This is a genomic window from Sphingobium sp. IP1, assembly GCF_002708645.1.
In the GTDB taxonomy this organism is placed as follows: domain Bacteria; phylum Pseudomonadota; class Alphaproteobacteria; order Sphingomonadales; family Sphingomonadaceae; genus Sphingobium; species Sphingobium yanoikuyae.
The window spans coordinates 37,700-56,843 of sequence record NZ_NOIW01000009.1; the positions used below are offsets into that span (position 1 = coordinate 37,700).

Consider the following 19,144-nt stretch of genomic DNA (forward strand, 5'->3'; position numbering starts at 1 on the left):
GGGAGGCGGCGGCCAAGTCATGGCCACCGCCCTTAAGTCGCTTAGCAGCTGCTGTTGCGGTCGATCGCGCGGCCGGCCAGGGCGCCGGCGCCGGCGCCGACGACGGTGCCGGTGGTGCGATCGCCGCGGGTGTCGACCGCGCGGCCCAGCAGGGCACCGGCAACGCCGCCCAGCAGCAGGCCGGTGGTGCCGCCCGACTTGCGGCAGCGATAGTCACCGCGATAGCCGCGACGGTCGGAATAGCGACCATGGTCATAATGGCGGTCGCCACGGTGCCAGCCACGATCATGGCCGCGGGCGAAGGAGGTCGCCGGAACGGCGGTGGCGACGGTTGCGGTCGCCAGGGCCATGGCGATCAGGCTTTTCTTGAAGTTCATGGGTCATCTCCTCGACCTGTTTATTTCTGGTACGAGGCTGTTCTGCCACCGGCTGGCTGGCAACATCCTGAACCGGCACGTTATCTGTCGTTCAGGAAAGGCACCGGGCATGAAAAAAGGGCCGGTTCCTAGGGAAGAACCGGCCCCTGTCAGAAAAAAGACTCAGGCGATGCTGCGATCAGACGTGGCAGGCCTGCGCCGACTTGCCGGGGACGGTGATCGTCACGTCGTTGCCCGACCCCTTGACCTCATAACCACCCTCGGCGGTGAAGGGCTGGCCGGCTTCGGCCGCCTTCAGCATGGTGGGCGCGCCATTCTTTTCGGTGCGCAGGATCGCGCTCTTGTCGTCGCTCATATAGTCGACGAAGAACAGGCTGTTGTCCTTGCAGCGGAACTGCTTGTTGGCCTTGACCGACGGCGGCAGCTCGACCGGCGCGGCGTTGGCAAGCTGGGCAGCCATCGGATCGGCGGGGCCGCCGACGACTTCGGGTTCGTCACTCTTGTTGCAGGCCGACAGCATGGTCAGGCCGGCAACGGCGATGAGGGGGAGATAATATTTCATAGCGATCCTTTTATGTGCGCTTGCAACATTGTGCGTCAACGCAAAACTGCCCGAATTCCGCCACGCCTGTGCAGCGACGTCATGACGTTTGCGTGACAGCGGCGGGATTGGCCCACTATTGAGCGGCCTTAGGTCTGCTGCCATGTCATCCGCGCTTGACCCCGTGGACAGGGGCGGTCAATGCAGGCGCATGGCTGAGGAAAATACCCCGCAAAAGGATCTGTCCCAATTGTCGTTCGAGGATGCGCTGCGCGCACTCGAATCGATCGTCCGCCGGCTGGAAAGCGGCGATGTCCCGCTCGATGAGTCGATCTCGCTCTATGCCCAGGGCGAAGAACTGCGCAAGCGCTGCACCGAGCGGCTGCAGGCGGCAGAGGCGCGCATCAGCAAGCTGACCGTCGATGCCGGCGGCGCCATCACCGGCGCCCAGCCGTTCGGCGCGGATTGACCCACTGCATGGAACGGAGCGCGGCAGGTGCGCTGGTCGCCGCCCGTGCGGCAACGGTCGCGGCCGATATCGACCGGGCGTTCGAGGCGCTGCTGGCGATCCCCGACGATCCGCGCCATCGCCTCTATGAAGCGATGCGCCATGCCGCGATCGGGGGTGGCAAGCGGCTGCGGCCGCTGCTGGTGCAGGCGACCTGCGACCTGTTCAACATTTCCCGCGAATCCGCGCTGCGCGTTGGCCTCGCGATCGAATGCATCCATGTCTATTCGCTGGTGCATGACGATCTGCCGGCGATGGACGATGACGATATGCGGCGCGGCAAGCCGACCGTCCACAAGTCGTTCGATGAAGCAACCGCGATCCTGGCCGGCGATTGCCTCCATGATCTCGCCTTCGAAATCCTCGCCGACGAACAGACCCATCCCGATGCCTTCGTCCGCATCGACCTCGTAAAGGCACTCGCCGTCGCCAGCGGCCCGGCCGGCATGGCGGGCGGGCAGATGATGGACCTGGAGGCGGAAAAGACCCGCTTCGATCTCGCCACCGTCACCCGGCTGCAAAATCTCAAGACCGGCGCGCTGATCGGCTTCTGCGTCGATGCCGCCGCCATCATGGCGCGCATCCCGGTCGAAGCGCGCACCGGCCTGCACGGCTATGCCCGCGACATCGGCCTTGCCTTCCAGATTGCCGACGACCTGCTCGATGTGGAGGGCGACGCGGCCCTCGCCGGCAAGGCGCTGGGCAAGGATGCCGCCGCCGGCAAGGAAACCTTCGTCTCGCTCCTGGGGGTAGACCGGGCGCGGGAACAGGGGCGCCTGCTCGTTGAACAGGCCAAGGCGCACCTGCACGGTCATGGCGCGGAGGCGGACCTGCTGCGCGCCATTGCCGACTATATTGTGGAGAGGGACCGCTAGATCATGAGCAAGTCGCGTATCGGTGTCTATCCCGGCACCTTCGATCCCATCACTCTTGGCCATATGGACATCATCCGCCGCGGCGCGAAGCTGGTCGACAAGCTGGTGATCGGCGTCACCACAAACATCAGCAAGTCGCCGATGTTTTCCGACGAGGAGCGGCTGGACATGGTTCGCCGCGAATGTGCGGACATCGACACCGAAATCGTCGTCACCGGCTTCAACTCGCTGTTGATGGACTTTGCCGAATCGCAGGGCGCCAGCGTCATTATCCGGGGCCTGCGCGCCGTCGCCGACTTCGAATATGAATATCAGATGGCGGGCATGAACCAGCAGATCAACAGCCGGGTCGAAACCGTCTTCCTGATGGCCGACGTCTCGTTGCAGCCGATCGCGTCGCGCCTGGTCAAGGAAATAGCCCTCTATGGCGGGCCGATCCACAAGTTCGTCAGCCCCGCCGTGCGCGAGGAGGTGGAGGCGCGGGTTGCCGCGCTCGGCCTCAAGGGGCAGGGTTAGGAACGGGTTGCCTTCATTGTTGCCGTCTCGTTTCAGCCCGCGTTCAGTTGCCAATCCCGATCAGGGCGCTATCAGGACGGCTTGACCTTCCCGGGCAAGATCTAAGGAAAGCTTATTCGCATGCGTTTCACTTCCGCGCTCAAGACCGTGGCGATCGGTTTCGCCCTCACCGCGTCCAGCGTGGCCTTCGCCCAGGGTGGCGGCGGTGGCGGCGGCGGTGCCGAGGAAATGAAGAAGGCGGAGACCGCTGCGAAGGCGGAGCAGAATGCCAAGTCGCTGGGCGCGCAGCTGACGCCGCAGCTGCCGCCGGCGACCATCCCGGCCGACCCGCAGAATATCTGGGATCTTGATCTGTCGAGCGGCGGCCGCGTGCGCATTCAGCTGCGCCCCGACATCGCCCCCAACCATGTCGAGCGGATCAAGGAACTGACCCGCCAGGGCTTCTACAATGGCCTGAAGTTCCATCGCGTCATCCCCGGCTTCATGGCCCAGGGCGGCGATCCCAAGGGCGACGGCACCGGCGGTTCGACGCTGCCTGACCTCAAGGCCGAGTTCAACCCGATGCCGCATCTGCGCGGTACCCTGTCCATGGCCCGCGCCCAGAGCGAGGACAGCGCCAACAGCCAGTTCTTCATCGTGCTGCTGCCGCGCATGCAGCTCGACAAGAAATATACCGTTTTCGGCCGCGTGATCGAAGGCATGCAATATGTCGACGCGATCCATGAGGGCGAACCGCCGGCCGACCCGACCGTGATCCTGCAGGCCTCGATCGAGAGCGACGGCAAGCCGCCGGTGCTGGCACCGCCGCCCCCGCCGCCGGCGCCCGAACCCGCAGCGCTGCCGTCGAAGAAGCCGGCTGCCCCTGCCAAGAAGCCGGCCCCCAAGAAGAAGTGAGTTTGCGCCCGGAAGGGCCATCGCCATGCGTGTAGACCTGTTCGATTTCGATCTGCCGGCGGAGAATATCGCGCTCCGTCCGGCCAACCCGCGCGATTCGGCGCGCCTTCTGCTTGTGCCCGGCGACGGCGCGATGGAGGATCGCATCGTGTGCGACCTGCCATCGCTGCTGCGCGCGGGCGATGTGCTGGTCTTCAACGACACTCGCGTCATTCCCGCCCAGTTGGAAGGGATGCGGGGCGAGGCACGGATCGGCGCGACCCTGCACAAGCGGCTGGGCTTGCGCCAGTGGCAGGCCTTTCTGCGCAATGCTAAGCGGGTGCGGGATGGCGACCGGATCGATTTCGGCGCCGGCGTCACTGCGATCGCCGGCCCGCGCGACGACGATGGCGGCGTCACCCTCGATTTCGAGGGCGAGGAACCGGTCGAGATCCTGCTGGAGCGGGCCGGGCGCATGCCGCTACCGCCCTATATCGCCAGCAAGCGCGCCACCGACGAGCGTGACCGCAGCGATTACCAGACCATGTTCGCGCGCGAGGATGGCGCGGTCGCCGCCCCCACCGCCGCGCTGCACTTCACGCCCGACCTCACCGCCGCACTGGCGCAGGCCGGCGTGCTGACCGAAACGCTGACCCTGCATGTCGGCGCGGGCACCTTCCTGCCGGTCAAGGCGGACGATACCGACGACCATCGCATGCATGCCGAATGGGGCCGGATCGATCAGGACACGGCCGATCGCCTGAACGCCGCGCGCGCGGCCGGCGGCCGGATCATCGCGGTCGGCACTACCTCGCTGCGCCTGCTCGAAAGCGCGACCGGTGAGGATGGCGTGATCCGCCCCTTCGCCGACGAAACCCGCATCTTCATCACGCCCGGCTATCGCTTCCGCGCGATCGACGGGCTGATGACCAATTTTCACCTGCCCAAATCGACCCTGTTCATGCTGGTAAGCGCCTTGATGGGCACGGAAAAAATGCAATCCGTGTACAGCCACGCAATCGAGGAAGGCTACCGCTTCTACAGCTATGGGGATTCCTCGCTGCTGCTGCCGCAGGGCTGAACCTGGCGGCTAGAACGCCTCCGCAATCCCGACATAGACGGCATGATCGTCCTTTCCCGCCGCAAGGTCGACGCGCAACTGCACGTCATTGCTGCGGAAAGGACGATAGCGCAGGCCTATGCCGCCGGCCGGCAGCAGCTTGCCCTTGTCGATGATCGTGCCGGCCGATGGCGCGATGCCGCCCAGCCCGACAAAGGCGGTTGCGCCCCAGCGGCCGCTGACATGCTGGCGCCATTCGGCCTGCGTCGCCCAACTGGCCTTGTCGCGATAGCGACCGGTGACATAGCCGCGCAGATCGTTGTTCGCGCCGAACAGGCACAGATCATAATAAGGGGCGTTGCCCCCGGCGGCACATAGCGCGCCCCGCAGTGCGATCACCGTGCCGGCGCCGATCGGCAGATAGCTGTTGGCGGCCATCTGCAACTTGTCATGGCTATAGCTGTCGCCCAGGGCGCGCAGGCCGAACAGCCAGTTGGCGCTCAACATCACGCCGCGATGCGGTTGGGTCGCGCTGTCGCGCGTATCATAGGCAAAGCTGGGGCCGATCGCGGACAGATTGCTGTTCATGGCGTCGGGCGGCGGCGCCGGCAAGGATTCGACCTCCGCCTCTTTCAGCCGCGCGTCGGTGGTGCGCAGGCGGTAGCGGATGCCGGCATAGCCGCGCGGGAAGACGCGCATCAACGCCTGGAGGTCGATGTTGAACTGCTTGCTGTCGATCTCGCGATGGATGCCGTCATCGCCCGCAGCCGCGCCGATCCCATAATAGTCGTTGCGATCGTCGATATAGGAGAGGCTGGCGCTGAAGCGCAGCCGATCCTTGTCGAACGACATGGAATGAAAGGCGCCGACGCCCCTGGTCCCGCGCGAGGTATAGATGATGCCGCCAGCGCTGATCCACTGCTGGGGCGCGGCATTGGGATTGTAGAAGGCGATGGCACCGGCGGCGAGGCCGGTGCCGGTTGCCGGATTGGACAGCGGCACGGGCGCGAAGAGGATCTGGGGCTTGCGGGTGGGGGAGGCTGCAGCCCTGTCTTCGGCGGGCAGGGCGCGTGACAGGCTGTTCGCGTCGGTCTCGCTCTGGGCCGTCGCCATGCCCGATGACAGGCAGGGGAAGGATGCGAGCGCCAGCCACCCGAGACGATGGCGCCGGATCATGCGTGGGCCAGCAAAAAGGGCGGGGCGGATGGCCATATTCTCTCCATCCCCCATCGGTGACGGGCGAACCATCGGGACAAACACTGAAGCGTGGCGGGCGCCCCTGCGCGGCTCGATGGCGCAGCCGTCCAATTGCGCCATGATGTTCGGGGGACTATGCCCGGTCGGGCTGCGGAGCAGGGCATGCGCAAGCGGCTGAAATGGCGACGCCCCTGCGCATGGGGTGCCTTGCTCTCGCGTCGGGCTATCGTCATGGAAGCCCGGCGCCGACCGGTCACCACTAGGGATAATCCCTGAGCCATGCCGGTGTTTCGCCCGATGGCTCCCGGCCCCCGAAACGGGACATGCTGCCCCCGATAGACTGAGGGGGTCATATGGCCAATCTGGCGGAATTTCTGGACAAGCTGCCCATCCTGCTGGTCGGGCTGCTGATGCTGGCAACCATGATGCTGACGGCGGCGGCCGGCTATGTCCTGCGGCGGCGCGTGCGGTTGCTGCTGACGCACAAGGGCGCCAAGGAAGAAGGCGGGGCGGAGGGCTATATCGTCTCCGCCGTGATCGGCCTGGTTGCGCTGCTGCTGGGCTTCACCTTCGCGCTGGCGGTCGGCCGGTTCGAAACGCGCCGGGCGCTGGTGCTGCAGGAAGCCAATGCCATCGGCACCAGCTATCTGCGCGTCCAGGGCCTGCCCGAACCGCATCGCACGCGCCTGTCGCAAATATTGGTCAACTACACCAATAACCGCGTCGAACTGGGCACGGCCAGCCCGGACAAGATGGCGCCGCTGGTCGTCGCCAGCGATAGGTTGCTGGTCGAGCTATGGGCCGGCACGCTGGCGGCGACCGACACGATCGGCAATTCCGCGCTGGCCTCCTCTCTCCATTCGACCGTCAACGAGGTGATCGACATGGACAGCGCGCGCAAGGCGGCGCGCAAGGTCCGGGTGCCGGGCGAGGTGTTCCTGGCGCTGTGGCTCTATATCGCGGTGACCGCGGGGATGCTGGGCTATGCTCGGTCGGAAACACAGGGGCGGATGCTGGCGGGTATATTGTTCCTGCTCTTCACCATGTCCTACATGTTGATTATCGATATTGACCGGCCGGCGGGCGGCAATATCGTCGAAAGCCAGGGACCGATGATCGAACTGCGCGAGACGCTGAAGCAGCAGCCGCCCGGCACCTTCGACATCTGGCGCAAGCCGGTCGCGGCGCCGGCGATCTAGAGTCTGTTTGAGAATGCGCCATCCGGCCCATTCCGGCACCAGCCCGCTCCCCCACCCGATCACCTAACGGCAGTATTCTATGGGTGGCCGGGTGGGGGAGCGGGCTGGTGCCGTATCGGAAATCGCTCTTTCGCGATTTCTCAACCACTCTCTTAGAATTTGCCGAACGCCACCGCCAATGCGCGCAGCATCGGCGGTGGCGTCTCGCGCAGGGGAATGGCGCGCGGACCATGAAGCAGGCCGATCATTCGCCGTTCGCCAAAGTCGCGCAGCGCCGCGCGCGCCATGCCGGGCCATTCATAACGCAGCGGCATCACCGTGACGCCCAGGCCGGCCGCCACCATCTGCATCACCCGCTCGTCATTGGTCGATCGATAGGCAAAATGCGGGCGGATGCCGCGATCGACGAAATAGCGGCTGGTCGCCGACAGCGCCTCGCAATGGCGGCGCACGATCATCGTCTCGCCCGCCAATTCCTCCGCCGCGATCGTCTCGCGCTCGGCGAGGCGATGGTCGACGGGCAGGGCCAGGCCATAGGCTTCCTCTGCCAATATCTGCGCTGCATAGCGGTCCTCCGCGCCCGGCCGCACCAGGGTCAGCGCTACGTCGATCCGCTCGGCATCCAGTCGCCCGAGCAGTTCGCGCTCCGATCCTGGAATAAACTCCACCCGCCCGCGGGCCTCGGCCGGGCAGGCGGCGACCGCGGCCGCCACCGGCGCGCCGGCGATGCTGGTCAGCAGGCCGATGCGCAGCGTCTGGATTTCGGTCGTCTGCGCGCCCGCCTGTTCGGCCAGGTTGAACTCGCGCTCGATCCGCCGCGCGTGGCTCAGCAGGCGACTGCCGGCCTCGGTCAGTTCGACCCGCTGGTTGCTGCGCAGGAACAAGGGCGCGCCGACCGCCTGTTCCAGCTTGGCGATGCCGACCGACAGGGTCGGCTGCGACACCAGGCAATGCGCCGCCGCACGGGAGAAATTGCCCTGGTCCACGACCGCCAGGAAATAGCGCAGCAGATAACGTTCGATCATAGATGGAAACTATACACTCCTGCCCGTGGTTTCAATTTTTCCCTTGCTGCGTTCAGGACTAGGGTGCGGCGCAGGAGAGATGCCAATGACCGACTTCGATTTCGCCCTGGGCGAACATGCGGACATGATCCGCGAAAGCACCGCCCGTTTTGCCGCCGATCATATCGCCCCTCTGGCGGCGGAGATCGACGCCAGGGACTGGTTCCCCCGCGACCTGTGGCCCGCCATGGGCGCACTTGGCCTGCACGGCATCACCGTGGACGAGGCGGATGGCGGCCTGGGCCTGGGCTATCTGGAGCATGTGGTGGCGCAGGAGGAAGTGGCGCGGGCCTCCGCCTCCATAGGTCTCAGCTATGGCGCGCACTCCAATCTCTGCGTCAACCAGATCCGCCGCTGGGGCAATGAGGCGCAGAAGGCGCGCTATCTGCCCAAGCTGATTTCCGGTGAACATGTCGGCAGCCTCGCCATGTCGGAGGCCGGCGCCGGTTCCGATGTCGTGTCGATGAAGCTGAAGGCCGAGAAGAAGGGCGATCGCTACGTCCTCAACGGCACCAAATTCTGGATCACCAACGCGACCGAGGCGGACACTTTGGTCGTCTATGCCAAGACCGGTGAGGGCTCCAAGGGCATCACCACCTTCCTGATCGAGAAGGGCTTTGCCGGCTTCTCGATCGGCCAGAAGATCGACAAGGTCGGCATGCGCGGCAGTCCGACCGCCGAACTGGTGTTCGACGATTGCGAAGTGCCCGAGGAGAACATCATGGGGCCGCTGAATGGCGGCGCGGGCGTGCTGATGTCGGGCCTCGACTATGAGCGCACCGTGCTCGCCGGCATCCAGCTCGGCATCATGCAGGCCTGCCTCGACACGGTGCTGCCCTATGTTCGCGAGCGCAGGCAATTCGGCAAGCCGATCGGCGCGTTCCAGCTGATGCAGGCCAAGGTCGCCGACATGTATGTCGCGCTCAACAGCGCGCGCGCCTATGTCTATGCCGTGGCGCGCGCCTGCGACGCGGGCAAGACCACGCGCTTCGACGCGGCCGGCGCCATCCTGCTCGCCAGCGAAAATGCGATGAAGGTCGCGCTGGAGGCGGTGCAGGCGCTGGGCGGCGCGGGCTATACCAGGGACTGGCCGGTCGAGCGCTATATGCGCGACGCCAAGCTGCTCGACATTGGGGCCGGCACCAACGAGATCCGCCGGATGCTGATCGGTCGCGAACTGATCGGCGCGTGAGGAGTCTGTTTGCAAATGCGCGAAAGAGCGCATTTGGCCGCACCGGCCCGCACCCCCACCCGGCCACCCAATCAGGATACTGTCGTGGGCGGCCGGGTGGGCGTGCAGGCTGGCACTATTCTTCCTTGATTCAGCTCCGCCCGACGAACAGGAAGCCGACCGCCGCCATGATGCAGGCAAAGGCCGCTGCGTGGCGCCAGTGGAGCGGTTCGCCCAGCACCGTCACCATGAAGATGCCGAAGATCACGAGGGCGATGGCTTCCTGCGCGATCTTGAGTTGTCCGGCGGACCAGCCATGGGCAAAGCCGATGCGGTTGGCGGGCACCGCCAGGCAATATTCGACGAAGGCGATCGCCCAGCTGATCAGGATGACCAGCATCAGCGGTTTGTTCATGCCGCCCTTGAGGTGCCAGTACCAGGCGGTGGTCATGAACAGGTTGGAGAGGATGAGGAGGATGATGGTGGGCATATCTGCTCTGTGGCACGCGGACGCCGGGAAGGCGAGGGCATGAGCGCACCCGTATTGGACAGCAAGCTGTCGCCCGATGGCGAAGGCTTCCGCGCCAATGCCGCGCATAATCGCGCGCTGGCGGAAGAATTGCGTACCAAGGTTGCCGACGCGGCGCTGGGCGGATCGCCGGCCGCACGCGACAAGCACACCGGGCGCGGCAAGCTGCTGCCGCGTGATCGCGTCGAACGGCTGCTCGATCCCGGCTCGCCCTTTCTGGAGATCGGCCAGCTCGCCGCCAATGGCCAATATGGCGACGAGGTGCCGGGCGCCGGCATGATCGCCGGTATCGGCCGGGTGTCCGGGCGACAGGTGATGATCGCCTGCAACGACGCCACGGTGAAGGGCGGCACTTACTATCCGGTCACGGTGAAGAAGCATCTGCGCGCGCAGGAAATCGCGCTCGAAAACCGGCTGCCCTGCATCTATCTGGTCGACAGCGGCGGCGCGAACCTGCCCAACCAGGCGGAGGTCTTTCCCGACCGCGACCATTTCGGCCGCATCTTCTACAATCAGGCGAACCTGTCGGCGCGCGGCATCCCGCAGATCGCCTGCGTCATGGGTAGCTGCACTGCCGGTGGCGCCTATGTCCCGGCGATGTCGGACGAGACGGTGATCGTCCGCAACCAGGGCACCATCTTCCTCGCCGGCCCGCCGCTGGTGCAGGCGGCGACCGGCGAGGTCATCAGTGCCGAGGATCTGGGCGGCGGCGACCTGCATGGCCGCAAGTCGGGCGTGGTCGATCATGTCGCGGACAATGACGAGCATGCGCTGTCGATCGTGCGCGACATCGTCTCGACCCTGCAGCCCGATCGCCAGAGCGACCTCAACCTGCGCGACCCGCGTCCGCCCAAGTTCGATCCGGCCGATCTCTATGGCATCATCCCCCAGGATGTGCGGGCGCCCTATGATGTGCGCGAAGTGATTGCGCGGATCGTCGACGGCAGCGAATTTCACGAGTTCAAGCCGCTCTACGGCACCACGCTCGTCTGCGGCTTCGCCCATATCTGGGGCATGCCGGTGGCGATCCTTGCGAACAACGGCGTGCTGTTCAGCGAAAGCGCGCAGAAGGGCGCTCATTTCATCGAACTGGCCTGCCAGCGGCGCGTGCCCCTGCTCTTCCTCCAGAATATTTCCGGCTTCATGGTCGGCGGCAAATATGAGGCGGAGGGGATCGCCAAGCATGGCGCCAAGCTGGTGACGGCGGTGGCCACGGCCCAGGTGCCCAAGGTGACGGTGCTGATCGGCGGCAGCTTCGGCGCGGGCAATTACGGCATGTGCGGCCGCGCCTATCAGCCGCGCTTCCTCTTCACCTGGCCCAATAGCCGCATCAGCGTGATGGGCGGCGAGCAGGCGGCGAGCGTGCTGGCGACCGTCCACCGCGACGCCGCCAAATGGACGCCGGAAGAGGCGGAGGCCTTCAAGGCGCCGGTGCGCCAGAAATATGAGGATGAAGGCAATCCCTATTTCGCGACCTCGCGCTTGTGGGACGATGGCGTGATCGATCCGGCCCAGACTCGGGATGTGCTCGGGCTGGCCTTTGCCGCCGCGCTCAATGCACCGGTGGACGATCGTGCGCAATTTGGCGTGTTCCGGATGTGATCGGGATGGAGGCGATGTCGCCCCTCTCATTCCTCCCCGAGCTTGTCTCGGGGAGGGCGCGCGTCTTTAGGCCCTATCGTCATGCTGAACTTGTTTCAGCATCCATCGGGGGGCAAGGCTGGAAGCCCGATGGAGGGTGCAAGGTCGGCCCAATGCGGATTGTCGCTCTCGATCAGGTTGATCTTCCATTGCCGGTGCCAGCGCTTGAGTTGCTTCTCGCGCAGAATGGCGGCCTCCATGCTGCCGAACATCTCGAACCGGACGAGGCGATGGACGGCGTGGCGCCTGGTGAAACCGGCAATGCTATCGGTGCGATGCTGGTAAAGTCTGCCGACAAGGTCGGACGTTACGCCGATGTAGAGCGTGCCATAGGGCTTGCTGCTCAAAATATAGACGCAAGGCTGTCTTTCCATCGCAATGCCCAGCCTGCGGCGAAATGGATGCTGAAACAAGTTCAGCATGACGAATTGGGAGACTGTGGTGCTTGAATCCCTCCTCATCGCCAATCGTGGCGAGATTGCCTGTCGCATCATCCGCACCGCGCGGCGGCTGGGTATCCGCACGATCGCCATCTATTCCGATGCCGACGCCGATGCGCTGCATGTGCGCGAGGCGGACGAGGCGGTGCATATCGGCCCGTCGCCGGTGCGCGAATCCTACCTGGTCGGTGACCGGATCATCGCGACAGCGAAAGCGACAGGGGCGCAGGCGATCCACCCAGGTTATGGTTTCCTGTCGGAAAATGCCGAATTTGCCCAGGCGGTGATCGATGCAGGCCTGATCTGGGTCGGCCCCAACCCGTCCTCCATCACCGCCATGGGCCTCAAGGACGCGGCCAAGACACTGATGCAGGATGCGGGCGTGCCGACTACGCCGGGCTATCTGGGCGAGGACCAGTCGCCCGAACGGCTGGCGGCCGAGGCGGCCGCGATCGGCTATCCGGTCCTCATCAAGGCGGTCGCCGGCGGCGGCGGCAAGGGCATGCGCAAGGTCGATGCCGCGGTCGACTTCGCCGACGCCTTGCTGTCCTGCCGGCGCGAGGCGGCGTCCAGCTTCGGCAATGACCAGGTGTTGCTGGAAAAATGGATCACCAATCCGCGCCATATCGAGGTGCAGGTGTTCGGCGACAAGCATGGCCATGTGGTCCATCTGTTCGAGCGCGACTGTTCGCTCCAGCGCCGCCACCAGAAGGTGATCGAGGAAGCGCCGGCGCCGGGCATGGATGAAGCGACCCGCGCGGCCGTGTGCCAGGCGGCGGTCAATGCGGCGAAGGCGGTCGACTATGTCGGCGCCGGCACGATCGAGTTCATCGCCGACGGATCGGACGGGCTACGCGCCGATCGCATCTGGTTCATGGAAATGAACACCCGGCTTCAGGTCGAACATCCCGTAACCGAGGAGATTACCGGCCAGGATCTGGTCGAATGGCAGTTGCGGGTCGCGTCGGGCGAGCCGCTGCCGCGCACGCAGGATCAGCTGTCGATCAATGGCTGGGCGATGGAAGCGCGCCTCTATGCCGAGGATCCGGCCAAGGGCTTCCTGCCCTCGATCGGTACGCTCGACACGTTCGAACTGGGCGGCGGTGCGCGCATCGATACCGGCGTCGAGGAAGGGGCGGCCATTTCGCCCTATTATGATCCGATGATCGCCAAGGTCATCGCCCATGGCGACACGCGCGACGCGGCGCGGCTGCGGCTGGCGGCGGCGCTCGACGATACGGTGATCTGGCCGCTGCGCACCAATGCGGGCTTTCTGGTCAAGGCGCTGGAGAATGCGGATTTCGCGGCGACCCGGCTCGACACCGGCCTGATCGCGCGGGAGGGCGATGCGCTGTTGCCGCCGGCCGATCCGTCCGACGCCGCAATGGCCGATGCGGCAGCGGCGCTGACGCCGGGCGGGGCGCTGGCCGGCTTCCGTCTCAATGCGCCGGTCCGGGCGGAAGCGAATTTCCTGCTGAACGGTCATCCCCATGCCGTGCGCTATGATCCGCGTCTGGGCGACGCCCGGCCGCTGGAGGATGTGCTGATTGCCGAGGGCGGGCAGGTCTGGGAAATGACGCCCTGGCGTGTTGCCGGTGGCGCGGGCGGTGCGGCGTCGGACGGCGCGATCCTGTCGCCCATGCCCGGCCGCATCATTGCGGTGGCGGTGACGGCCGGGCAGGCAGTGACCAAGGGGCAGAAGCTGCTGACGCTGGAAGCGATGAAGATGGAGCATAGCCTGGTCGCGCCGTTCGACGGCGTGGTAGCCGAGCTGAACGCGGCCGAGGGCGGGCAGGTGAGCGAGGGCGTATTGCTGGCCCGGATCGATCATAGCGAAGGTTGAGCCGATCCGGCTGCATGGAATGATAATTGCACTATCGTGCATATTTATATAGAGGGCGATACATGGCGGGCAGGCATTTTGATGAATGGCAGGTGGGCGACCGGATCGCGCATGAATTGCGCCGCACGGTGACCGAGACCGACAATCTGCTGTTCACCACCATGACCCATAATCCCCAGCCGCTGCATCTGGATGCCGAGGCGGCGAAGGCCTCGGAATTCGGCCAGATCCTGGTCAACGGCACCTTCAGCTTCGCGCTGATGATCGGCCTGTCGGTGGGCGATACCACCATGGGCACGCTGGTCGCGAACCTGGGCTATGACAGGCTGGTCATGCCCAAGCCGGTGTTCATCGGCGATACGCTGCGCTGCGAGACCGAGGTCACGGACCTCAAGGAAAGCCGCTCGCGCCCCGAAGCGGGCATCGTCACCTTCACCCATCGCCTGCTCAACCAGCGGGACGAGATTGTCTGCCAGTGCCTGCGCATGGCGTTGCTCAAGAAGAGGTCTGCATGAAACTCCGCTCGCTGCTCTTTGTCCCGGGCGATCGTCCCGAACGGTTCGACAAGGCGGCGGCGAGCGGTGCGGACGCGATCATCCTCGACCTGGAGGATTCGGTCGCCCCCGAGCGCAAGGGCTATGCCCGTGATGCGATCGCCGGCTGGCTGGCGGGCACCCGCGATTGCACCGCCTTCGTCCGGGTCAATCCGCTGGAGGGCGGCCAGACCGCCGACGATCTGGCCATCATCCTGCCGGCCGCGCCCGACGGCATCATGCTGCCCAAGGCGGAAGGGGCGGCCAGCATATTGGCGCTGGAGGAACTGGCCGGGGCAGGGCGTCTGCCGCCGATCCTGCCCATCGCCACGGAAACGCCCGCCGCCCTGTTCGAGCTTGGCAGCTATCGCAGCGTTCGTGATCGGCTTGCCGGCCTGACCTGGGGCGCGGAGGATCTGCCCGCCTCGGTCGGCGCCACCAGCGCGCGCGAGGAAGATGGCCGCTATACCGCGCCGATCGAGATGGCGCGCAGCCTGACCCTGTTCGCGGCCCACGCTAGCGGCGTCGCGGCGATCGACACGGTCTTCCCCCGGATCGACGCGATGGACGATCTGGCCGCCTATGTCGGCCGGGCGCGGCGTGACGGCTTTACCGGCATGATGGCGATCCACCCCGCTCAGGTGGCGGTGATCAATGCCGGTTTCACCCCAACCCAGGCGGAGGTCGATCATGCCCGCGCGGTGGTCGATGCCTTTGCCGCCAATCCGGGCGCCGGGGTGCTGAAGCTGGACGGCAAGATGATCGATCGCCCGCATCTGATGCAGGCGCAGCGGGTGCTGGCCGCGCTCTGAAAAAAAAGCCCGGCATCGTGGCCGGGCCTTTCCATGTAGTTGCCTTTGTTCGGACTTTTTCTCGAAATGCGCGAAAGAGCGCATTTCGGACGCGGCACCGGCCCACACCCCCACCCGACCTCCCACAGAGTGTATCCTGAATGGGAGGTCGGGTGGGGGTGTGGGCCGGTGCGGATGCGCCAAAGGCGCATGTCAAAACAGACTCTTAGCGGTAACGGCTCTTTTCATAATTGGTCGACGATCCGGCGCCATAGGTGCCGCGGGTGTCATCGCGATCGCCGAACAGCGCCTGCTGTTCCCGCTCGATGCGCCAGGCGTGCTGGGCCTCATCCGCGCTCTTCTCCAGCGTCACCTTGGTTGCGTCCACCGACTTGATCCAGGAGGAGGGGATGGAGTGGTGGACACCGCCCGCATCGCTGTCGCTCTTGGTCAGGATGATGCGGTCGCCGCGCAGCTTGTCGACGGTGCCGACATGCTCGCCATCGCTGCCGACCACTTCCATATGCTCGCGCACCTGCGTCACCGCCTGGCGCTGTTCGCCGCGACGGGTGCGCCATGTGCCGAACTCGCTGTTGAAGCGATCGCGATGTTCGCGCTGATATTCGGCATAGTCGCGGTCCAGCTCGTCGATCCGCTGCTGGCGCCAGCTATGATAGTTGCTGTCATGATGCGCGCCATAGTCCTGCTGCGGGCCGAAGGCGCGGTTGCGATAGCCATGGTCCTCGCTGCCATAGCCGCTGCGTTCGCCGGTATAAGGGGCAAAGCCACGGCCGGGCAGATAGTCGCTGCGCGCGGCCGAGGCATAGCCAAGCCGGCTCGACTGGTCGCGCGGGTCGCCATAGGGGCGGTTATAATATTCGTCATATTCGCGGCGGCGTTCCGCCTCGTCATCGCCAAACCAGCTGCGAATCTCGTCGCCCGCCCGGTCGAAGAAGCCGCGTTCGTCGGGATCGTAGCCCTGGGGGTAGGGGCGGGCACCCGGCCCGCTGAATTGGCCGCGCATGCCGTATCGATAGGCGCGCTCGTCGCGCGATGCCCTGTACCGATCATTATAACGGTCGTTGCCGCGATCCCAGTCGGTCGAATAGCGATCATCGCCGCCATAGCGGCGTCCGCCTTGATAACCCATGGTCCGTCTCCTTGTGCTTGTCGGAGGATCGCGCCCTCCGGTGGTGCGTGCGTGTTGCACCGACAGGCCATCAATGGGTGGCGCGGCCCATCGTTCCGGGCGTTACGGGCGGGTAACGTCGCGCCTTTCAACCGCCCTGTCGAAGGCGGAAAGGGCCGATTTCCGGGGCTCTTGATCGAGATCAGGAAAGGCGGCGATTTTTTGCGCAAAAGACCGTTGCAAGGCGAAAATCCCTCGCCTATAGGCAGCCCACCTTTGGGGCCTTAGCTCAGCTGGGAGAGCGCGTCGTTCGCAATGACGAGGTCAGGGGTTCGATCCCCCTAGGCTCCACCATTTCCCTTCGAAATGAACGAACTGTTCCGTGTGGCATTGGCTGTGCGGACCGGACGCCACCGGTCGGCGCACCCCATGATCATCGGACAGCATGGCAAGATCGCGATCTCGCACGGGCGGATCAGGGCAGTCTTTCCCCCATTGACGCTTCGAGTACCGCATACCATTCGCCGCGGGTCCATTCGACCTTGAAGGCATCGATGCTGCGGGCAATGCGGGCAGCGGACTGGCTGCCGACAATGGGAATCGGGCGCGCGGGATGCGCCATGATCCAGGACAGGGCGGCGGCGGTGATATCGACGCCATAGCGTTCGCCCTGATCTGCAAGCGTCACAGCGGCCGGGTGCAGCGCCTTGGCGAGGCGACCGCCACCCAGCGGCGACCAGGCCAGAACCGCCATGTCGCGCGCCATCGCCTGATCGAGCGTGCCGTCATGGAGCGGCGCCGTGCGCAGCGCGGAAAATTCAGGCTGGGTGCTGACGATCGGCAGGTCGAGAAAGCTCTGGAGCGCATCGAGTTCGTGAATCGCATAGTTGGACACGCCGATCGCGCGCACCTTGCCGGCTTCGACCATGCGGGTCAGGCTGGCGGCGACTTCCTGCGGATGGGTCAGGAAATCGCGGCGATGGATCTGGTAGAGATCGACCCGGTCGATGCCCATTCGCGTCAAGGACGCATCGATGGCCTCGGCCAGATAGTCTGCGCCGCTATTATAGGGGATGCCCGGCCGGATGCCGCCCTTGGTGGCGATGATCATGCGGTGCCGCAGTTCAGGGGCATCCGCCAATATCTGGCCGAACAGCGTTTCGGCCGATCCGAAACCGGCGGGTGTGTCGCAGCCATAGATGTCCGCCGTGTCGAGCAGGGTGATGCCGGCGTCCAGTGCCGCCTCCACCCTGGCGCGGGCCTCGGCGATATCCTCGCCGGCCAGGCGCCACATGCCCCAGGCGATCGGAAAGACGGAAATGCCGCTCTTGCCGAGCGGACGTGGTTCGGCGGAGAGGCGCAGCGTCGTCATGGATCGATCAATGGCACAAGCAATGTGCCGGCGGTAGGGGCCATCCGCGTCCCACATGACCGGCCGGGCGACCGGCGCTTGCCGGGGCCGGTGTCACGCCTTGGATGAAAAGCTCATGTAACGCGCGCGCCAGGCGGCGACTTCGGCGCGCAGGTGGGCGGGGGCGGCGTCCCCCGACAGGACGAGGGCGGCGACCTCATTGTCGGGATGCATCAACATCTTCCGCGATCCGTCGCTGAACCAGACGGGCACCAGCTGATCGCAAAGACTGTCGAGGATCGCGCCGGCCATGCCATTCTCGATCGCAGCGCTGCCGGGCAGCATGCGAACCATGATCGATACGCCTTCGAAGCAGTTGCGCGGTTCGCGGACGAAATCGATCGATGCCAGGATGCCGGACCGGTCCGGACGGGCTTCATCGGGCATGGCCTGGACCCGGCGCCATGCGCAAAACCATGTCCGGCAGATATGCGGGCGCACCGCATGGATGCTGCATCCCTGCTCGCCCAGATGCGCGCAGGGCGCGCCCGCCGCTTTCTTGAAATCGGGCGTGTCGACGGTCAGAATGGTGCAATCGCCGCAGGACCGGTCAGGGATGACAGGGCCCAGCAGAGCGGTTTCCAGATCTGTATCCATGTGCATCCGGGCGGCGTGCCTTGGCCTTGTCGGGAATGCAAGCGGCATCATGCGCGCCGCCTCGCGGCAGATGCCCTGCGCCGGTCAGGCGCGCATGAAGCGCCAATGATCGGCGTCGCTCTCGGCCGGATCGAAGCGATATCCGTCACTGTCGAACCCCTGCATGGCCTCGACATCGGCGACATGATGTTCGCACATCCAGCGCGCCATCATGCCGCGTGCCCGCTTCGCGTTGAAGCTCACGAAGCGCGGGCCGTTCGGCCCCGGCTCGCGAAAGTCGACATGGATCACGCGCAGGCCGTCCAGCCTGTTCTCGACCGCCGCGAAATATTCCTGGCTGGCAAGGTTGAGGACGACGCCCGATCCCTCTTCCGCGGCCTGTGCGCGCAGCAGCGCGGCGATGCGATCGCCCCACCAGTCGGTCAGCTTCTTGTGCCGCGGTGCCCAGCGCGTGCCCATTTCCAGCCGATAGGGACGGATCGCATCCAGCGGACGCAGCAGCCCGTAAAGGCCCGACAGCATGCGCACATGATCCTGCGCGAAGGCCACCGCCGCCTCGTCCAGCGTGTCCACTTCGAAACCGGAATAGACGTCGCCGGCAAAGGCATAGAGCGCCTGCCGTTCGGGCAATTCGGCAAATTCCCGGAACCGGTCGGCATTGAGCTTGGCCAGGCGCGGCGAGATATGCATCAGTTCTGCCAGTCGCTTCTGCGAGAGGTTGGCGGCCGACTTGGCGAGCCCGCGCGCTTCTTCGGCGAAATGCGGCGTGGTGACGGCAAGGGGCGGCAGCGCGCGCTCGAAGTCGAGCGTCTTGGCGGGAGAGAGCAGAACGATCATGCCCCGCGCGGT

Annotated in this window: 21 protein-coding genes and 1 tRNA gene; 12 read left to right on the plus strand and 10 right to left on the minus strand. The window is 65.5% G+C overall.

What is annotated here, in order from left to right; translation table 11 throughout:
- Positions 1-41: 41 nt before the first annotated feature.
- Together CG471_RS04660 and CG471_RS04665 are read right to left on the minus strand one after the other, a co-directional pair.
- Positions 42-377 (minus strand): glycine zipper 2TM domain-containing protein, encoded by a 336-nt coding sequence (locus tag CG471_RS04660; RefSeq protein ID WP_004211212.1) that lies wholly within the window; start codon positions 375-377, stop codon positions 42-44.
- A 178-nt stretch (positions 378-555) separates the two neighbouring features.
- Positions 556-939 carry a hypothetical protein gene (locus CG471_RS04665; protein WP_004211213.1) on the minus strand — a complete coding sequence of 128 codons (384 nt, stop codon included), beginning with the start codon at positions 937-939 and terminating at the stop codon, positions 556-558.
- 190 nt (positions 940-1,129) lie between these two features.
- Here CG471_RS04665 and CG471_RS04670 point away from each other — a divergent pair, with 190 nt between their 5' ends.
- The 5 genes from CG471_RS04670 (at position 1,130) to queA (ending at position 4,771) form a co-directional block, all read left to right on the plus strand.
- Positions 1,130-1,387 (plus strand): exodeoxyribonuclease VII small subunit, encoded by a 258-nt coding sequence (locus tag CG471_RS04670; RefSeq protein ID WP_004211214.1) that lies wholly within the window; start codon positions 1,130-1,132, stop codon positions 1,385-1,387.
- An 8-nt stretch (positions 1,388-1,395) separates the two neighbouring features.
- Positions 1,396-2,301 (plus strand): polyprenyl synthetase family protein, encoded by a 906-nt coding sequence (locus CG471_RS04675; protein ID WP_099230869.1) that lies wholly within the window; start codon positions 1,396-1,398, stop codon positions 2,299-2,301.
- 3 nt (positions 2,302-2,304) lie between these two features.
- A complete protein-coding gene (coaD, locus tag CG471_RS04680; RefSeq protein ID WP_010337450.1) occupies positions 2,305-2,817 on the plus strand; it encodes a pantetheine-phosphate adenylyltransferase in 513 nt (170 codons plus the stop codon).
- 120 nt (positions 2,818-2,937) lie between these two features.
- Positions 2,938-3,711, plus strand: coding sequence for a peptidylprolyl isomerase (locus CG471_RS04685; RefSeq protein ID WP_004211219.1), 774 nt, complete (start codon positions 2,938-2,940; stop codon positions 3,709-3,711).
- Positions 3,712-3,736: 25 nt separating this feature from the next.
- A complete protein-coding gene (gene queA, locus CG471_RS04690) occupies positions 3,737-4,771 on the plus strand; it encodes a tRNA preQ1(34) S-adenosylmethionine ribosyltransferase-isomerase QueA (protein ID WP_099230871.1) in 1,035 nt (344 codons plus the stop codon).
- Between the two features lie 9 nt (positions 4,772-4,780).
- Here the strand turns inward: queA and CG471_RS04695 are convergent, their stop codons facing one another.
- Entirely contained in the window at positions 4,781-5,962 is a 1,182-nt protein-coding gene (locus tag CG471_RS04695) for an outer membrane protein assembly factor (RefSeq protein WP_257211420.1), read from the minus strand.
- A 338-nt stretch (positions 5,963-6,300) separates the two neighbouring features.
- Here CG471_RS04695 and CG471_RS04700 point away from each other — a divergent pair, with 338 nt between their 5' ends.
- Positions 6,301-7,146 carry a DUF4239 domain-containing protein gene (locus tag CG471_RS04700; protein ID WP_099230873.1) on the plus strand — a complete coding sequence of 282 codons (846 nt, stop codon included), beginning with the start codon at positions 6,301-6,303 and terminating at the stop codon, positions 7,144-7,146.
- A gap of 152 nt (positions 7,147-7,298) precedes the next feature.
- Here CG471_RS04700 and CG471_RS04705 read toward each other — a convergent pair whose 3' ends face one another.
- Entirely contained in the window at positions 7,299-8,171 is an 873-nt protein-coding gene (locus tag CG471_RS04705) for a LysR substrate-binding domain-containing protein (protein ID WP_099230875.1), read from the minus strand.
- Between the two features lie 85 nt (positions 8,172-8,256).
- Between CG471_RS04705 and CG471_RS04710 the strand changes: the two genes are divergently transcribed.
- On the plus strand, positions 8,257-9,402 hold the full coding sequence (locus CG471_RS04710; RefSeq protein WP_099230877.1) for an isovaleryl-CoA dehydrogenase: 1,146 nt from the start codon (positions 8,257-8,259) through the stop codon (positions 9,400-9,402).
- A 130-nt stretch (positions 9,403-9,532) separates the two neighbouring features.
- On the opposite strand, the gene CG471_RS04715 is transcribed toward CG471_RS04710, so the two are convergent.
- On the minus strand, positions 9,533-9,871 hold the full coding sequence (locus tag CG471_RS04715) for a DMT family protein (RefSeq protein WP_004211232.1): 339 nt from the start codon (positions 9,869-9,871) through the stop codon (positions 9,533-9,535).
- Positions 9,872-9,910: 39 nt separating this feature from the next.
- Here CG471_RS04715 and CG471_RS04720 point away from each other — a divergent pair, with 39 nt between their 5' ends.
- Positions 9,911-11,512, plus strand: a complete 1,602-nt coding sequence (locus CG471_RS04720) for a carboxyl transferase domain-containing protein (protein ID WP_099230879.1) — start codon at positions 9,911-9,913, stop codon at positions 11,510-11,512.
- Between the two features lie 95 nt (positions 11,513-11,607).
- On the opposite strand, the gene CG471_RS04725 is transcribed toward CG471_RS04720, so the two are convergent.
- Positions 11,608-11,925, minus strand: coding sequence for a GIY-YIG nuclease family protein (locus tag CG471_RS04725; RefSeq protein WP_099230955.1), 318 nt, complete (start codon positions 11,923-11,925; stop codon positions 11,608-11,610).
- 67 nt (positions 11,926-11,992) lie between these two features.
- On the opposite strand from CG471_RS04725, the gene CG471_RS04730 reads away from it, so the two are divergent.
- From CG471_RS04730 to CG471_RS04740, 3 genes are all read left to right on the plus strand, one after another.
- Positions 11,993-13,834 (plus strand): acetyl/propionyl/methylcrotonyl-CoA carboxylase subunit alpha, encoded by a 1,842-nt coding sequence (locus CG471_RS04730; protein ID WP_099230957.1) that lies wholly within the window; start codon positions 11,993-11,995, stop codon positions 13,832-13,834.
- Positions 13,835-13,896: 62 nt separating this feature from the next.
- Positions 13,897-14,349 (plus strand): MaoC family dehydratase, encoded by a 453-nt coding sequence (locus CG471_RS04735; protein WP_099230881.1) that lies wholly within the window; start codon positions 13,897-13,899, stop codon positions 14,347-14,349.
- Complete coding sequence (locus CG471_RS04740) at positions 14,346-15,179, plus strand: CoA ester lyase (protein WP_099230883.1); 834 nt, start codon at positions 14,346-14,348, stop codon at positions 15,177-15,179. Before CG471_RS04735 ends, CG471_RS04740 begins: the two co-directional genes overlap by 4 nt.
- 205 nt (positions 15,180-15,384) lie before the next feature.
- Here CG471_RS04740 and CG471_RS04745 read toward each other — a convergent pair whose 3' ends face one another.
- The gene (locus CG471_RS04745; protein ID WP_099230885.1) at positions 15,385-16,308 is read right to left on the minus strand and encodes a DUF2171 domain-containing protein; all 924 of its coding nucleotides are present in this window, start codon (positions 16,306-16,308) and stop codon (positions 15,385-15,387) included.
- A 257-nt stretch (positions 16,309-16,565) separates the two neighbouring features.
- On the opposite strand from CG471_RS04745, the gene CG471_RS04750 reads away from it, so the two are divergent.
- Positions 16,566-16,641, plus strand: a tRNA-Ala gene (locus CG471_RS04750).
- Positions 16,642-16,762: 121 nt separating this feature from the next.
- On the opposite strand, the gene CG471_RS04755 is transcribed toward CG471_RS04750, so the two are convergent.
- From CG471_RS04755 to yaaA, 3 genes are all read right to left on the minus strand, one after another.
- On the minus strand, positions 16,763-17,659 hold the full coding sequence (locus CG471_RS04755) for an aldo/keto reductase family oxidoreductase (RefSeq protein WP_099230887.1): 897 nt from the start codon (positions 17,657-17,659) through the stop codon (positions 16,763-16,765).
- A gap of 93 nt (positions 17,660-17,752) precedes the next feature.
- The gene (locus CG471_RS04760) at positions 17,753-18,301 is read right to left on the minus strand and encodes a YkgJ family cysteine cluster protein (RefSeq protein WP_373562042.1); all 549 of its coding nucleotides are present in this window, start codon (positions 18,299-18,301) and stop codon (positions 17,753-17,755) included.
- Between the two features lie 78 nt (positions 18,302-18,379).
- Complete coding sequence (yaaA, locus tag CG471_RS04765) at positions 18,380-19,132, minus strand: peroxide stress protein YaaA (protein ID WP_099230891.1); 753 nt, start codon at positions 19,130-19,132, stop codon at positions 18,380-18,382.
- Positions 19,133-19,144: the final 12 nt, after the last annotated feature.

Bases quoted from the DNA above. Each gene is read 5' to 3' on its own strand.
- CG471_RS04660 (WP_004211212.1), bottom strand. From the start codon at position 377: ATGAACTTCAAGAAAAGCCTGATCGCCATGGCCCTGGCGACCGCAACC.
- CG471_RS04665 (WP_004211213.1), bottom strand. From the start codon at position 939: ATGAAATATTATCTCCCCCTCATCGCCGTTGCCGGCCTGACCATGCTG.
- CG471_RS04670 (WP_004211214.1), top strand. From the start codon at position 1,130: ATGGCTGAGGAAAATACCCCGCAAAAGGATCTGTCCCAATTGTCGTTC.
- CG471_RS04675 (WP_099230869.1), top strand. From the start codon at position 1,396: ATGGAACGGAGCGCGGCAGGTGCGCTGGTCGCCGCCCGTGCGGCAACG.
- coaD (WP_010337450.1), top strand. From the start codon at position 2,305: ATGAGCAAGTCGCGTATCGGTGTCTATCCCGGCACCTTCGATCCCATC.
- CG471_RS04685 (WP_004211219.1), top strand. From the start codon at position 2,938: ATGCGTTTCACTTCCGCGCTCAAGACCGTGGCGATCGGTTTCGCCCTC.
- queA (WP_099230871.1), top strand. From the start codon at position 3,737: ATGCGTGTAGACCTGTTCGATTTCGATCTGCCGGCGGAGAATATCGCG.
- CG471_RS04695 (WP_257211420.1), bottom strand. From the start codon at position 5,962: ATGGCCATCCGCCCCGCCCTTTTTGCTGGCCCACGCATGATCCGGCGC.
- CG471_RS04700 (WP_099230873.1), top strand. From the start codon at position 6,301: ATGGCCAATCTGGCGGAATTTCTGGACAAGCTGCCCATCCTGCTGGTC.
- CG471_RS04705 (WP_099230875.1), bottom strand. From the start codon at position 8,171: ATGATCGAACGTTATCTGCTGCGCTATTTCCTGGCGGTCGTGGACCAG.
- CG471_RS04710 (WP_099230877.1), top strand. From the start codon at position 8,257: ATGACCGACTTCGATTTCGCCCTGGGCGAACATGCGGACATGATCCGC.
- CG471_RS04715 (WP_004211232.1), bottom strand. From the start codon at position 9,871: ATGCCCACCATCATCCTCCTCATCCTCTCCAACCTGTTCATGACCACC.
- CG471_RS04720 (WP_099230879.1), top strand. From the start codon at position 9,911: ATGAGCGCACCCGTATTGGACAGCAAGCTGTCGCCCGATGGCGAAGGC.
- CG471_RS04725 (WP_099230955.1), bottom strand. From the start codon at position 11,925: ATGGAAAGACAGCCTTGCGTCTATATTTTGAGCAGCAAGCCCTATGGC.
- CG471_RS04735 (WP_099230881.1), top strand. From the start codon at position 13,897: ATGGCGGGCAGGCATTTTGATGAATGGCAGGTGGGCGACCGGATCGCG.
- CG471_RS04740 (WP_099230883.1), top strand. From the start codon at position 14,346: ATGAAACTCCGCTCGCTGCTCTTTGTCCCGGGCGATCGTCCCGAACGG.
- CG471_RS04745 (WP_099230885.1), bottom strand. From the start codon at position 16,308: ATGGGTTATCAAGGCGGACGCCGCTATGGCGGCGATGATCGCTATTCG.
- CG471_RS04755 (WP_099230887.1), bottom strand. From the start codon at position 17,659: ATGACGACGCTGCGCCTCTCCGCCGAACCACGTCCGCTCGGCAAGAGC.
- CG471_RS04760 (WP_373562042.1), bottom strand. From the start codon at position 18,301: ATGCACATGGATACAGATCTGGAAACCGCTCTGCTGGGCCCTGTCATC.
- yaaA (WP_099230891.1), bottom strand. From the start codon at position 19,132: ATGATCGTTCTGCTCTCTCCCGCCAAGACGCTCGACTTCGAGCGCGCG.